Genomic DNA, 15,053 nt, shown 5'->3' with positions numbered 1-15,053 from the left:
TAAATGTTATAATCAATTCAACAGGGTTGAAATTATGACAGAAACATTCCATGCCATTTGCGCTACCGTAAAGAATCAATCCAAAAGAATTGCAGCTGAGGTAGCTCAAGCAAGGTACACGAGCTTAGGTGTGCAAGAGGAAACTCTAACCGATCTTGTGCTAAATCGAATTCAATTTGAGCATGAAGAGCATTTTTTCACTAGAAAATTTACACGCAAGGAAGAAGGTAATTTATCAGGTGCAGATTGGCTTTGGTGCATTGGTGAGCCGGGAGCGTGGATCACTTTTGCAGTTCAAGCGAAAATAACAAACATTCAAACAAATCGAATCAATTACCTCCATTATAAACGCGGGAAACAATACAGTTTACTTATAGATTTCTGCAAACAGTTTGGTTTTATTCCAAAGTATTCAGTTTACGCTAACGTAAATGAAGATATTCAGCTCTTTTCCCAAAATATTCCACAGCTAAGAAATCTCAGCTTAGGTCACTGGGCGTTCACTGCAATATCTCCAAAATATATCAAGGAGCTCTCGACGCCCAACGAAAAGCATATTTCCAATGTTCTCCAGTTCTCAATTCCTTGGTCCTATATCCTCTGCACAAAACAAGCCAACACGAAAAAGCTAGCCCAAGCTATCTCAGATAATCTTGAAGATTTATATTGGCCTCTTGAAAATGAGCATCGGCGTCTCAAAAAACAGAAGCCCATGCAGACTTACAAACGAATTGTCTGGGATAACCCTCAGTACACCGTTAAATAAGAAGTATTAAGCTTTCTTGAATTTAGAATTTGCCTCATTAACAACCGAATAACGAGCATTTAGCTTTTTGCGGCAATCTTTGATGGAAAACTGCCAATTAATTTTGATGCGTTTTTGCGTTCGCTCAGGGATCAATGCCATCACTTCCGATTCTAGTTTCTCAATGGTCGGAATCCGACGATTAAGACAAAGACGCGTCAGTGCTGAAAACTCAATTTCAATCATGTTTAGCCAACTGGCCGATTTCGGCGTGAAATTGAATTCAAATCGTTGCGCTAAAGCAAACGCCTTGTCTGCAGGCAAGTTTTCGTAAAAAGCACTCTCATCATGTGTGTTCAGATTGTCCAAGACCAGACGAATCTTGATCGCATCTGGATAAGCGGCTGCTAAGGCTTGGCAAAACAGGGTGAACTCCTTTTTGGTACGCTGGCGATGCACTTGCGCCAAGCGGTTGCCAGTCAATGGTTCAATGGCAGCTAAGAGCGCACAGGAACCATTTTTTTCGTAGGCATAATGTTCTTTACGCACCTTGCCATTCTGCATAGCAATGGGTTGCATCACATCATCAATGAGAAAACAGGGTCGTTCATCAAAGCAGACAACCGGGTAAAGCGGATTGTAAGGCAAGGCATAAAGCCAAAGAATGCGCTCCATTTTGGCAATAAACCGACTGGTTATCTTGCCAATTACCCAATATCGTTTCAGGTGCGGTTTGAGTTCGTTTTTTTGAGAATGAGTCGCACTTCCCCATAGGAAATGGTCTCGACTAATTCCAACTCGATGGCTTTGTCAGCTAATAGCCGCAATGACCATTTCTCCTATCCTGCTGGCGGGTCAGAGCAAGCCAATGCTGTGATCTTGGCTCGTTGCAGTCCGTCAATGACGGTTGGGCGGCCTGGCCTTGGTTTGTCGGTTAAGACAGCCAACCCTGAATCCTGATATTTTTTGGCCCAGGTTGATACGGTTTGGATAACGACACCAACGATGGCTGCAACTTCTGTAAAGGTTCGACCTCGATCTAATTCGATGAGGGCGGTTGCTCGTTTAAAGGTTTTGGCGGGTAAACTGCCTTTCTTGATCAAGTTTTGCAAATAAGCTCGATCTGCTTCACTGAGGGTAACATGTTCTTTTTTCATCCTTCCAGCTTATCGAACTATTTGCTCATCAACAAGATTTTTACTTCTTTTATTTAACGATGTACTCAACCCTCCCATATGATTTCTGATTCTATGCCTCTTTCAGTTTTATATCTCATGACGCAACAGCAATTTTCTCACAAAATGCCAATTGCAAATGTGAGCGTTTTCTCAAGCACCCCAGTTTTCCAAGCTATAGATTATGAGTTGAAACGAATTGAAGATACTCGTCAATGGAAAAATTATGCTGGTGTATTTGAAAGAAAGGTCAAAAAAATTTCTTATAACCAAGATAGATACCTTCTAACAACTGGAAGATGGTAAAAATCAAACTGATCTCTGATTTCGCCACACGGCCGTTCCCACCAAAACCAATCCCAGCAGTGACAAAAGTCCCCCGATGGCGTAGCTTCGTGGCTGGTAGCGCCACTCGACGATGTGTTCTCCGGCAGAGACGCAGGTGGCACGTACGGCCGTATACGCCGTTACCCACTCCTGCTCCACCCCATCCACAAACACCCGCCAGCCAGGGTACGCAGTTTCGCTCAGAACCAACAAGGCAGGCGAAGGGCTACTCGTTTGAATTTGCCAGTAGCCGTTGGATTTCTCGGTGACGACGGCCGTTCCCGCCTCACCACTTGACAACACACAACCTGGCTCTGATTCCAAAATCGCTGTTGTGGTTGGATCAAAATCAGGTTGATGGACACGGGCTGTCGCCTCCGCCGCGCCTGGGATGATTTCTACCTGCGTCACCAAGCGGGTCAATGGCAATGGGCGACCTCGCTGGTAGACCCAGGCCCTATCCGTATTGCCCAGCAGTTGCAACGGCCGTTCCCCATCCTCCACACCTTGCAGCGGATTTTGCGCCACCACATAGCCCGCGCCCAAAATATCGTACGCCGTCGAACGCGGGTCCGGCACCGAGGAAGCAAAGGCGATATTGGCCCCGACCTCCAACGCATTGTAGCCAAACACGGAGCCAAGTCCCACCTGCGCCGCCCCATTTTGCTCAAAAATAGAGATGCCCCAGGGCAGCACCCGCAGCTCCGCCTCGCCGATAATCTGCTTAGCGTCATTCCAGAATGGATCAACGGCCGTACTCTCCACACCCACTAGCTTAAAGCCAAAAATCCATAAATCCGCTACCAGCAGCAGTGCTAGCCCACTTAACCAATATCGTTTCCTAGCAACATCCGCTTCTGCAAAAAACCGAACCAACAACCAACCACCAGCAACCAAAACTACCAACGCAATCCCCCACCCACCTAACTGATGCCATAAACGGCCGCTTGTATCCGTCGGGTGCTGGGCGGCAAAAACGGCTCCGGTGGCAGCAAGGGAGGTGAGAATGGCAACGGCCGTTCCTCCCACCAGCCAGCGCATAAATCCGGCCGATTTCTCATCCCAATCCAATCTTTCCCACTGAGCCACAGCCTCGCCCAACAGCGCAGGCAAGGCAAAGACGAGCAAAAACGCAGCCCGGCCCGGCGCACGCGCCAAACGAAACGGCGGTAGCAAATCGTAAAAGATACCGTAAAGAAAGCCATAGCTGCCTAACGCCAGCAAAAAGCCTAACACGATCAACAGCAAGTAAAACCAGCTTAAGGGTGACGGCTTACGCAGCCCCAACACCAATCCTAGCAGCGGCAGCAGCCCCACGTAGTACGTCAGCTCGTCGAAGGCGGGCACGCTCCAGTAACCCGCCCGCGTCGGCTCGCCGAAAAACTCCGGCAGCAGCCAAGTGACGATGTGTGATGGCGGCAGCGAAAACGCCGTGGCAAATTCAAAAGTGGGTTCGGCCGCACGGGAGGAGACGGTGGAAAATTCAGCCAGCGGCACAAGCTGCACCCCTGCCAGTAAAAAGCCCAACACCACCATGATCACCATTTGGCGGATAACGAGCCAGCGATCGGGCGTGGTGAGCAGCAAGTAAATGGCAAAACATCCCCACGCCAACCCAATATACAGCAGCGAGGTTGTATGCCCGGCCAAAATGGCCAAGCCCAATGGCACCCCACCAATGATTGCCGCCCAAATGCTTTTTCGCCGCACGCTCCAAGCGGTGGCAAGGAGTAACCAGGGTAGCCAAACGTCTGTAGCAATAAGGCCGATATGCCCCACCCAAATCCGTGCTGCAATGAAGCCGCTAAAGGCAAAAGCCAATGCCGCCAGCCAGGCCCCAGCCTTGCTGCCACTTAGATGCTGCACCAGCAAAAACATCCCCAATCCGGCCACTAGCAGATGAATCAGAACGTGCCAGCTAAGGGCAAAGCGCACTGGCAACAGGAGCAATGGCCAGTTGAGTGGGTAAAACAGAGCCACCTGCGGATTGCTCAGGAAGGGATAGCCGCTAAAGCTGTTAGCATCCCACAGTGGTAAATTTCCAGAGAGGACGGCCGTTCTGGCAAACTCCCACCAAGGGTAAAACAAGCTGCGGGCATCCAATCCCGCCAGTGCCATCCCCTCGGCCGGAAACAGCACCCGGTGCAAAAACAGGGCAGCCAGCACGGTAAAAATGAGGGTGAGGCTGAGGTACGGCCGTTTATGAAAAAAAGTCATCTACTCATCCACCACAGTTAGCGTGAACAACGTTGCCTTGTCATCAATTTGGTTGCCGCTGGCATCCAGCAGGGGCAAGCGCCAGCCTTCTGTTTGCACCCAGAGGCCAGCCGTGATTTGGTATTCGCCCAGCGGTAAATCAGGCGGCAGTTGCAGCACGTGGACATCTCGCACATATTTATCCAGCGGCCAGCGGCGCGCCGGGAAATCCCCCGGATTCAGGCGGTCCGATTGGGCCGCAATTGTGCCATCGTCCCGCAAAACGTGGACAAAGCTCTGGAAGTTGATCTCTAGCGCGGTCTGTGCCTGCCAATAAAGCGTGACCATCACCTGTTCACCAGGCACGGCCGTTTCTGTTGCAACATCGTAGCCAATCAGCGCGATTTGCTCGCCAAAATCATCAAAACGGTCAACCTGAGCTGGTTCGGCCACATAGTCGCTTGAATTGTAATGAAGTAGCTGCATTGGCCCAAGCGCGAAGATGGTAACGGCCGTTACTACTCCAGCCGCGCCCAGCACCCACCAATCCAGCGTGGCCAATCGGTTGGGGATAACCGCTACCGCAGCTTGCCGACGCAGTGACCAGCCCCCCAAAAGTGTGAGCAGCAGCGATACGGCCGTAAGCCCCCAAGCCGCTTGGCGGGCAGGCGTATCCTTAAATTCAACCTCAACCACGTGCTCACCCGCTGGCACCGGCACGGCAATAAAACCTTCTGGCCGGGCCAACTCCGGTTCGGCCCGTTCGCCATCTACTGTTACCGTCCAGCCAGGGAATTGGAACAAAAAGAGGCGGAGCAAGAATTTTTCTGGCGTACTTACCGTGTAGCGAAAATGGAGCGGCGTGAGCTCTTCGCCAGCGACTTCTGCCCCACCGGGCAGCGTCGGTCGGTTTACCCGATCCAGCGGCTCGTTATTTTGAAAACCCGCCACGACTTTGCCGTTGCGCGACGGCACGGTGTCTACCGTTGCTGGCACGTAATCTGCGGTGGAGGTGGTGCCTAGCCAGCGGCCAGAATGCTCGATGAGCGACATGCGGAAGGTGAACACATCGCCAAAATCGGGCCAGGGAGCGGGCTGAGTCAGCGGTAGGGCAGTGAGCAAGCAGAAAGTGATGGGAACGGCCGTTCCCCAAACGCGCAGCTTCGGCCATCGGGTCAACACCGCATCCAGCCCCGCGCCTGCCAAAATCGCCAGCATCGCCACCGTGCCGCCCAGCAACCGCCACGGGAACTGAAAGAAGGGCAAAATGGGGGTGGCTTCCCACAAAAAGGTAGAAGCGGGCAGCAGCATGAAGGTGAGCAATGCTGCTGCCAATGCAAAAAAGAGCATCTGCCCAGCCTGCTTCACCCATCGCAAAAGCAGCAAAATCAAGCCTACGCCACCCAAAACCCATTGCGCCAGCCCCAAATTAAAGCGAAACACTGGTTCGGTTGCTCCCCAATCAAGCCGCAGCGTGGGGGCCAGCACCTCGCGCCAGCTTAAAAAGTGGGTCCGAAAATCGTAATTGTCGCCCGCACCAATGAGCGTGTTCAGGTTGACGGCGTTGCGCTCTAGCAAAACCGGTAGCCAGAAGAAGGCGGCCGTTCCCAAACCCAGCCCCAACGCCGCCCACAGCCAACGCCAGCCGGGTGAGTCGCCCCGTCGAGTGAATGTTTGCCACAGCACCCAGGCCGCCAGCAGGCCAAAAAAGAGCAACGCCATCAGGTTGTGGCTTAAAATCACAGCGGTAGTGAGGAGTACGGCCGTTCCCCATCGTCCCCGGGTTGGCTGCCGCCGCAAACGGTCTAGGCTCCAAAGTGCCAGCGGAAACACGCCTAGGCTAAACGCCTCGGCCAGTGCGCCACGGGCAATTGGGTCTACATACTGCACGTAGGGTGCATAGACGTACACCGCCGCCGCCAAATAGCCAGACGGCCGTCCCCAATTGTCGCGCACAAAACCGTACATCCCAAAGCCCGCTCCCAGCAGCCCGAAGACAAATACAGCCTTCACCCCCGCCACTGCATCCAAACCGGGCAGCAGCTCAAAAACGAGGCCAACGTAATAAGTAAGTGGGGCGTAGTAGTTAAAAATGGGGTAGCCGTAGCCGTGATAAAAGTTGGGTGCCCAGCGAGGATAAAATTCACCACCGCGTACCAAATGACTCAGCTCCAGCAGCCGGAAAATGTGCAGTTCAGCGTCTGTTTCTTGCGGCAGGCTAGCCCGGCCAATAAACGGCCACAACGCCAGCAAGCAGATCAATAGCACGACCCAATAGCCGGGATCAATGCGCTGGATGGTTTGCTTGAGTCGGTTCATCTAAAGAGATTAGAGATTGGAGATTGTTTTAATCTCCAATCTCTAATCTCCACCCTCCAATAAGGCGTAAACGATATGGGACTGGCTGCGGCGCACGGCCGTTGGCAAAAAATGCTCCAGCCGGGCGTAAAAACCCAGTCCCCACATGGCAATTGCTTCAAAACGGCTGCTCGTCGCCTGCTCCCGCTGCTCGTCGCTGCGGGTAATGCCCGGTGGGAACGGCGGCATGTCGATGTAGCCCGTTTTGGCATTTGGGCCAACAAGCTCCTGCATCTCAGCCAGCGTCACGCCAGCCAAGCCGCTGATGTTGGTATGGGCCATGTTGTCGCCGTTGGGAGCAAACAGTGCTGCTCGGCTAGCCAGTCGCCACACGTGCCGCAGGTACTCAGGTCGGTCACTGGCATCCAATCGCTGCAATCCCTCAGACCCCAAACAGAGGTCAAACTCAGGGGCAATTTCTCCCAAATCTGCCAAATGGTGCACGGGGATGAGCTGAGGAGATACGGCCGTTAGCCACCTCTCTTTCTGTGCTGCCGCCAATGATTTTTGCAGTTTTTGTAAGGCAGACGGCCGTTCATCCACGATGGTTACCGCAGCGTCCAGTTCATGCGCCACCTGCAAAAAATCCAGGCTGCTGCCGTACTTCTCCGGTAAGCCAGCGATGAGCAGGTGCGCAGGTTTGGGTTGGTTCTTAAGCCAACGCGCCAATACCAATCGCTTAGCAAAATATTCATAAGCTGTGCCCACGCCCTCGCCCTCAGCCAAGGCGGGCACGTAAAGTTCTTTTATCGAAAGTGATTTCAACATGTTATTAAGTGCATTGTTTCATAAGTTGTTTGAATGATCCTCCGGGAGGTTTCGCTAATTTGTAAGGCCGCAGACCAAACCTCCCGGAGGTTGATGTTAAAGTGTTTTATGAAACAATGCATTAAGAGCCAATCACGAATTTTACGAATAGACGAATAGCACAAATGAAATTCATACTATTCGTTCATTCGCGCCATTCGTGATTAAACAGTCGAACTTTAGCAATGGTCATTCCATCACACCAATCTATTTTCCCGATACCAGGCCACCGTTTCGGCTACGCCCCGTTCAAGATCAAAATGGGGCCTGTAGCCTAGCTCCTCATGCGCCTTTTGCCAGGAAAAGCGGCGATCTTCGCTAAAAAAAGCAACCCCGGTGCGGCTGAGCGGTGGCTGCTTTTTGAACAGACTAAAGCTCAACTCCAGGCCCAATGCCCCCAGCCAAGCCAGCCAGCGGGGTAAATTCAGCTTAGGCGACGGCACTTCCATTGCGGCGGCAATCGTCTGCCCCAGCTCGCGGAACGTGACCGGTTTTGGCCCGGTGATGTGGTAAATTTCACCAGGACTGCCGTGCTGCAACGTCAATATCATCCCTAAAATCGCATCATCAATATACGTTGGGTGGCAATGGTTATGCCCCCCGTTGATGGTGAAGAAACGGCCGTCTCGCACCGCCTTAAACAAGCCCAGCACGTGTAAATCCGTCGGCCCATAAATAAACTCTGGCCGGGCAATGATGACGGGCAGACCCGCGCTGGCATACACCTGCGCCACCTGCTCCGCCGCTGCCTTGCTGCGCTCGTAGGGGTTGCTGGGTGCCAGTGGCGCAGTCTCATCCGCAGGCACCCCACTGATTGGCCCCAACACGCCGGGGCTACTCACGTATAAAATACGATCCACGCCAGCTTTTTCGGCCTCGGCCAGCACGTTGTTTGTGCCTTGCTCGTGCAGCTTCAGATAATCGCTTTCCGGTACGCCCGCCTGCCCCAACATGCCAGCCGCGTGGATGAGCCAATCGGCCCCATCAAACAAACCGCGCAAGCTGGCGGGGTCAGTCACATCGCCGTGAACCCAGGCGAAATTGGGATGTTGGTGGGTGATGGTGGAGGACGGCCGTTTCACCCCCGCCACCTCATGCCCATCAGCCAGTAAAGCCCGCACTAACGCGCCACCCACAAATCCCGTCGCCCCTGTGACAACGACTTTCATGTGCGTTTTTTACCGCAAAGTACGCGGAGAACGCAGGGGTTTTTCTCTAATTCCTCTGTGTTCTCTGTGGCCAACATCTTTTCACTCATCATTTTGCTGGTAGCTCATCACAGGGCGGTAAACGCAGCGGCAGCGACGGCCCTTGCTGCATTCTGGCAGAGGCAAATGCGGTGCCTCGTCCGGATGGTAGACGGCATCATCAGGCAGCGCAAGACACGCTTCACAACCCTCTTCATCCACCAAAACGGCTACACCAGCAATAGAACCCTTCGCTTTCATCCCCAACCGATACTGCGCCAGCGTCTTTTCCGCATAATCCGCTGGTTTTTCCATATCCTTATGAAATTTGTTTAGCCATTCAAATGACATCGTAAAAACCTTAGGGAGACTGGAGATTGAACCAATCTCTAATCTCCAGTCTCCCATTAATTCCGTACCTTAATTGAATCGGGCGTGATGACTTTGGCTGCTACCCGGCTGGCCGTCGGCACATCCATCAGCATATTGGTGTAGCTGGCGTTGGCTAACGGACAGTAGCACTCTTTCTCGTAAATCGAACGCTGCACCTCTTTAATCTTTTCGCCAAACCAAATTTGCTTGAAATCGTAGTTATGCTCACGCAAATTGCCTAAGTCATCGGCGCGAACGCAGCAAGGCCAGACGGTACCATCCGCATAAATTTGGGCACTGGCCCAGCCAGCGTAGCAGCCAATCACCTGATCCTGCTCATCCAAAATGTGCTTCACCAGCTTGTAATACTCCACACGGAACGCCTCCGTAATTTTAGCCACGCCTTTGTACTGCTTACTATTTACGTAGGCGATGAGCTTGTCAATCGCCTCGGCATATTCCTCAGGGCTGGGCGTGATCGGCAAGCCAACCGTGTCTAACTCTACGCGCGGCTCGGCAATCTCGGTAATGAATTGGTCAGATCGAGAATTTTCGGCATATTCAATCAGCTCATCCAAATGCCCCACGCTAAATACTGACACGACAGAGTGGATACCCACCGCCAAATTGGGGAACTCGTCCCGCAGTGCCAAATATTGCTCCAGCCGCTCTTCAAACTTCTCGAAGTTGCCCACTACGCCACGAATGAAGTCGTGCTTTTCGCCCACACCATCCAGCGACAGGTTAATAATGAGCTGGGAATCGGTGCAATATTCTAGAATCTCGCGTACGCGCTCTGGGCCGCTTTTGAGGATGCCGTTGGTGGGGATGTTGATGATGCCAGGCTGGCAATGTTTGTAGGCCAGCTTGGCTAGCTCTACAACGTGAGGGTACATGAGCGGTTCACCACCGCTGATAGTAAACCAGTAAGGTGCCTTGCCGAGCGAGGCCAGCACCTTGTCCCACTCGTCAAGATTTAACTCGTTTTCTCGCTTCATCCAGATGTTGCAGGTGAGGCAGCGGGAGTTGCATTTGGGGGATGGCGAGAGCGTGATGTTGAGCGGCAGCATCTTGGGCCAGCCAAACTGCCGATACATTTTGAATAATGGTATGCGTGTCAGTACGCCCAACATTGATTTCATTAAGATTATTTTGGGAGATTAAAGATTGGAGGTTAGAGACTAGCTTAATCTTCAATCTCCAGTTTCCAATCTCAAAATGTCTTTAGGATTCTTTGGTGGGAGAAAGCTCTTTGGTGGTGGTAGCGATTTCCCAGACGGTATGATCTTTGCGGTTTTTGAAATCGCGTTTGCCGAGGAAACGGCCGTACACCTCCAACCCAATCACTGCGGCCGTCCACAGCAACTGCTTGGGTCGCCAATCCATGTTACGCAGCAATGCCTTCAAGATCACGCCGCCGCTCATCGTGCTAACGGAATAGCCAAGTAGCTCCTTGATATCCAGATGTCCGGAATAGATGCGCCGCCGTTGTCGTAAAAAATCGGCCACGGTGTCTGGCCCTTTGTTGTTCACGACAGCATCGGCAATGTACTGCACTTTGTACCCCTGCCCGCGAATCACTGGTTCAATGCTGGCTTCGTCTACCGAGGTACGATACGGAATCCGCTCAAAAATCTTGATGAAGGCGATCATCTCGCCCGCCTTGAAGCCGCCCGCGGCGTTGATGGCATGGTGCAAATCCCACAGCATGTGGGCGGCAAAGCCCATGAATGTGTTCTTGTCATTCACAGGAACCGGGCGACAGCTTGTCATGCCCATTTCTGGGTCAGCAAAGGGGGCAGCCAGTTTTTCAATCGCGTCTAGGCGGGGTTGCAAATCGGCACTGCACAAAACCAGCACCCGCTCCGTTTGGTGCTTGAGGAACAGGTTAATAGCCGATGCTTTGCCCTCGCGCTTTTCCTGTACTAGCAGGCGGATTCGGCCGTCTTGCTGCATCATCTCCCGCACAATATCCTCGGTGCGGTCGGTGCAGCCGCTGGCCACCACGATAATTTCGCGCGGTTCAACCGTTTTTAGCGTCTGCTGCTGCATTTTTTGCAGCAGTTGGCCAATGTTGGCCTCTTCGTTATGGGCAGTGATACCAATGGTGATGGGTACTTTTTCCATGTTACTCTTCCCGGTGTCAGCGGCCAATTTTGGTGAGCCATTGACACAAGTCGGCAAGTATAACACAGCGTCACAGACTATTCGAGATAGCCAAGACCGCGCAAGGTGTTTTTGAGGGCTTCTTCATCTTCGGGGGTCATTTGGTCGGTGGCTTTGGCGGTGGGCGGGGCAATTTCGGCCGTTTTAACGGGATGATCCAGCGTAAAGCAGTCGGTGAGAATACGGCCGTCCATATAACTTGGCACCGGCTGATCCAGCAACCACAAAAACGTCGGCGTCAGATCGAGCAAATCAGCATCTAGCGTTAGCCCGGCACGTACACCCGCCCCGTGCCAGACAAACACCCCCTCTGGACGATGGCTGGCGTAATCGTTGGGCACCGGCTTGATGAGCTGATGGCTGCTAAAGCGAGTCTGGAAGTAACGGGCATCGGTGGTGGCTGCGGCCCAGCGCACGATGATGTCTGGTGCGTCATCAAGCTGCGCGCCCTGCCACAGTTCCTCGCGGAATAGCACCTCACCAACGGCATTCCACTGGCGCAGAGCGTCGGCAATTTGCTGGCGTGTCTGTTCATAATCGCCGCCGGGCTGGACAATCCCTTGCGGATCGCGCCCGGCCACGTTGAGCCACACATAGCCAACGGCCGTTGTCCCCGTAGAAAAAGCACGCGTGTTTGACCAATCCAAATCGTAAAAATCTATGGCTAATCGTTCCGTGAGGCGATCCAGCAGCCCTTTTTTCTGGACGCTGCTGCCTGTTTCCAGCTCGCTGGCTAGGGCACGCCCCTTTTGCCGCTCGAAAAATTGCAGAATGGCTAGCTTGAGCCGCTCCGGAGCGGCTTCACGAATAGCGGCGGGAGACAAACCGAGGCGGTACAGCAGTTGCTTGAAGCGCACGCCCTTACCAGATTTGAGGGCGAGAAAGCCGTTCTGGTGTAGCCAATTATTGAGCCAAACCTGATGCCGCGTGGGGCCAAAGCCGTGGTCCGACATGACGCAGAGGATCGTATCGTCGTCCACAGCGGCTAGAATTTGGGCCATTGCCGCTTCAACAACGTGGTAAAGGCGCAAAATGGCATCGGTGTGGGGACCATTGGGATCGTGGCGTGGTTCGCCCGCCATGAACTGCCAGAAGCGGTGCTGGGCCTGATCGGTTTCCAGGAAGTGAACGGCCGTAAAATCTGGCTGATCTTGCTGCAACAGCCAGGCCATCGCCTCGCCCCGCGTTTTCACCAAATCCACCAGCCCGTCAAAATAGTCGGCATAGCTGCCGCCCAAATCGTCGGAGGCGTTGCGGGCTAAATCCCAGCCATGTTCGGCAAGATCGTGCAGCAAATTAGGCGGATGGCACAGTTGGGGACTGCCGCCGGGGTACGGGATGCCAGCGATGAGACGGCCGTTTATCGCTTCGGCCGGGTAGGTCATGGGCATGTTAATCACCAGCGAACTCAGTCCCGCGTCTGACAGCAGCTTCCAGAGCGAATGGCCGATGATGTGACGGCCGTTTGTGGGGACAAAGGCCGTGTAATCATCGCCGATCAGCTTGCCAAAGTCGTAAATGCCGTGCTGGCCGGGGTTGGTGCCAGTGGCTAACGAGGCAAAAGCAGTGGGCGTCGCCCAAGGCACTGTGCTGAGAAGCTCGCCCCCTGTTCCCTCATCAAAAAGACGTTTGAGCAGCGGCAGTTCACCTGCATCCATCCAGAGGTTTAATAAATCTAGCGTGGCCCCGTCGAGGGCAATCATGAGAATTTTGGGCATATAAACAGGGAGATTGGAGAGACTGGAGACTAGAAATTTTAATCTCCAATCTCTAATCTCCAGTCTCAGGTCTAATTCCTAAAACAAAGTAACAGTGCGCTGACCATTTCTTGAAAAATTTAGCCAACAATAAATCCAGATAGACAAAGATAGGTGTAAAAATTTCAAAAGGCCAAAATGCCAGGGGGAGCATTTCCCAGAGGAAGAAGAGGATGTTGTAACGGCCGTTTTCCTCCACCACAAATCCTGCCTTTTCAAAAATAGTCAGCAAATCGGCAAAACGCCAGCTTGCCTCTACCTCATCCCCCTGCCACACAGGGTTAACTTTGCGTCCCAGTCGCAGCAGCGGGTTGTCGGTAACGGTTTCAACGATGAAGAGACGGCCGTTTGCCACCAAACAACGCTTCATTTCCGCCAGTACCTGCTCGTAATCCGCCACATGGTGCAAAACGTGGGCAACGTAAATCATGTCGAATGTGGTATTTGGCACGGGCAGATGGGTGCCGCTGGCCTGCATCACGTCCAGTCCCAAGTTTCTAGCGGTTTGCAAACGTGAAAACGAAACCTCCAGCCCGGTGCGCTGCAACGGCACATCGTCAAAACGCAGCATATTTTCGCCGTCGCCGCAGCCCACATCCAGCAATTTTGGCTGCGGATTTTGGCTGGCTAGATGTTGGGCAACTTGTTGTTCCACCTGCCGGTATTTGAAAAGTTTGTAACGAAAATAGAGAAGTTTGGGGTGCATTTATGCTCGCCGTCGCCAGAAAAAAATGATGAGGCCCGCAAGGTTGAGCCATAAACCAGTAACGACCATCGCCGCCGGCATCTGCCACAGCGCGTCATGAAACACAATCATCGCCCCGAGCTGGAGCAAAATACCCAGGCCAATCAGGTAAACATAGGTGGTCCATTCGGTAGATAAAAAGTAATTGAGCCACACGTTGGAAAGGGAAAGCAGCAACATCGCCAACCCAACCAGGCCCAACACCAACCCTTCTACTTGATACTCATTGCCCAACACCAACCTCACGATTGGTTCGGGGAACAAACCGTAAACCAGGGCAATACCCCCGCAAACCAAACCCACGATGCCCATCGCCAGGAGCAGAATCTTACCGGCATCTTGCTGCGCCGCCTGCCGCCTCGCCGCCTTGGGGAACAAAATCATGATGATGGCTACGGGGAAAAATTGAATCACTTTGCCGAGGGTGATGGCGGCACTGTAGTTACCTGCTATGTCGGGATCAAACAGGCGGCGTACCAAAATCGCATCCATGTTGATGAGCAGAGCATAGCCGATGAGCCCGGCGGCGGTGTAGGTTGAGTAGCGAAACATTTCCGGTAGCTGAACTTGGTGATGAACGGCCGTTTTCTGTTTAACGGCCGTATCCAGCAACGTCCAACCCACGATCAGCGCAATGGCACTTGCCAAAGGCAATGAGAGCATCGCCCCAAACGCGCCCCAGCCCAGCCATACCAGCAGCGCACCCAGGAGCAACCGCAGCAACGCTTGCGTGATTTGCACCGCGCTCAACGCCGAAAATTGCTGCAAACCTTGCAATGCCCCGCCTACCACGGGTCTAACCACCATCAACAACGTAGCAGCAGCCAATGCCTGCACTGGGCCAATCTCCTCAATTTGTAAAAACGCAGCCAGCGGCCAGCTCAAGAAAATCAGAATGAGCCACGCCAAGCTACCCCAACGCCAGGAAGCCCGGAACATAGATTGGAAGAAGGAGGCGATACGGCCGTCTGCCTCATCGCCTGCCTGAAAGCGAGAGATGTAGCGCGTAACCACCGTTTGAATCACGCGCGAGGAAACAACCAACACCTGCCCCACCCCGGCCAACGCCACTACGATACTAAACTCTACAGGCGTGAGCATCCGGCCAACGACCAGGTTAAATAAATAGTCCAGACCGTAGGCAACGGTGACTCCGGCCACCAATGCTAAACTTTGCCACAGAGAAGGTTTAAGCTGAGAGCGCAGCCTGGCAACCAT

General features: G+C 53.2%; 14 protein-coding genes. 2 read left to right on the top strand and 12 right to left on the bottom strand.

What is annotated here, in order from left to right; all coding sequences use genetic code 11:
* Positions 1 to 34 precede the first annotated feature (34 nt).
* Entirely contained in the window at positions 35 to 766 is a 732-nt protein-coding gene (locus tag ACOQPU_RS06655; RefSeq protein ID WP_420644342.1) for a hypothetical protein, read from the top strand.
* 6 nt (positions 767 to 772) lie between these two features.
* Here ACOQPU_RS06655 and ACOQPU_RS06650 read toward each other — a convergent pair whose 3' ends face one another.
* Positions 773 to 1,444 carry an IS630 family transposase gene (locus ACOQPU_RS06650; protein WP_420645815.1) on the bottom strand — a complete coding sequence of 224 codons (672 nt, stop codon included), beginning with the start codon at positions 1,442 to 1,444 and terminating at the stop codon, positions 773 to 775.
* Between the two features lie 140 nt (positions 1,445 to 1,584).
* Complete coding sequence (locus tag ACOQPU_RS06645) at positions 1,585 to 1,902, bottom strand: helix-turn-helix domain-containing protein (protein WP_420640548.1); 318 nt, start codon at positions 1,900 to 1,902, stop codon at positions 1,585 to 1,587.
* A gap of 117 nt (positions 1,903 to 2,019) precedes the next feature.
* On the opposite strand from ACOQPU_RS06645, the gene ACOQPU_RS06640 reads away from it, so the two are divergent.
* Entirely contained in the window at positions 2,020 to 2,226 is a 207-nt protein-coding gene (locus ACOQPU_RS06640) for a hypothetical protein (RefSeq protein ID WP_420644341.1), read from the top strand.
* Positions 2,227 to 2,229: 3 nt separating this feature from the next.
* On the opposite strand, the gene ACOQPU_RS06635 is transcribed toward ACOQPU_RS06640, so the two are convergent.
* The 10 genes from ACOQPU_RS06635 to ACOQPU_RS06590 form a co-directional block, all read right to left on the bottom strand.
* Positions 2,230 to 4,464, bottom strand: coding sequence for a hypothetical protein (locus tag ACOQPU_RS06635; RefSeq protein ID WP_420644340.1), 2,235 nt, complete (start codon positions 4,462 to 4,464; stop codon positions 2,230 to 2,232).
* A complete protein-coding gene (locus tag ACOQPU_RS06630) occupies positions 4,465 to 6,762 on the bottom strand; it encodes a 6-pyruvoyl-tetrahydropterin synthase-related protein (RefSeq protein ID WP_420644339.1) in 2,298 nt (765 codons plus the stop codon).
* 42 nt (positions 6,763 to 6,804) lie between these two features.
* Positions 6,805 to 7,569, bottom strand: a complete 765-nt coding sequence (locus ACOQPU_RS06625; protein ID WP_420644338.1) for a hypothetical protein — start codon at positions 7,567 to 7,569, stop codon at positions 6,805 to 6,807.
* Positions 7,570 to 7,805: 236 nt separating this feature from the next.
* The gene (locus ACOQPU_RS06620) at positions 7,806 to 8,777 is read right to left on the bottom strand and encodes an NAD-dependent epimerase/dehydratase family protein (RefSeq protein WP_420644337.1); all 972 of its coding nucleotides are present in this window, start codon (positions 8,775 to 8,777) and stop codon (positions 7,806 to 7,808) included.
* Positions 8,778 to 8,858: 81 nt separating this feature from the next.
* A complete protein-coding gene (locus tag ACOQPU_RS06615) occupies positions 8,859 to 9,146 on the bottom strand; it encodes a hypothetical protein (protein ID WP_420644336.1) in 288 nt (95 codons plus the stop codon).
* Between the two features lie 56 nt (positions 9,147 to 9,202).
* A complete protein-coding gene (locus ACOQPU_RS06610) occupies positions 9,203 to 10,309 on the bottom strand; it encodes a radical SAM/SPASM domain-containing protein (RefSeq protein ID WP_420644335.1) in 1,107 nt (368 codons plus the stop codon).
* An 82-nt stretch (positions 10,310 to 10,391) separates the two neighbouring features.
* Positions 10,392 to 11,294 (bottom strand): glycosyltransferase, encoded by a 903-nt coding sequence (locus ACOQPU_RS06605; protein ID WP_420644334.1) that lies wholly within the window; start codon positions 11,292 to 11,294, stop codon positions 10,392 to 10,394.
* 77 nt (positions 11,295 to 11,371) lie between these two features.
* Complete coding sequence (locus tag ACOQPU_RS06600; protein WP_420644333.1) at positions 11,372 to 13,051, bottom strand: alkaline phosphatase family protein; 1,680 nt, start codon at positions 13,049 to 13,051, stop codon at positions 11,372 to 11,374.
* Positions 13,052 to 13,103: 52 nt separating this feature from the next.
* Complete coding sequence (locus tag ACOQPU_RS06595; protein WP_420644332.1) at positions 13,104 to 13,796, bottom strand: class I SAM-dependent methyltransferase; 693 nt, start codon at positions 13,794 to 13,796, stop codon at positions 13,104 to 13,106.
* On the bottom strand, positions 13,797 to 15,053 hold the full coding sequence (locus tag ACOQPU_RS06590; RefSeq protein ID WP_420644331.1) for an oligosaccharide flippase family protein: 1,257 nt from the start codon (positions 15,051 to 15,053) through the stop codon (positions 13,797 to 13,799).

The organism is Candidatus Leptofilum sp. (genome assembly GCF_965223285.1).
Lineage (GTDB): Bacteria > Chloroflexota > Anaerolineae > Promineifilales > Promineifilaceae > Leptofilum.
Note: the sequence above shows the minus strand (reverse complement) of the source record. Positions and strands in the feature narration are given on the sequence as shown.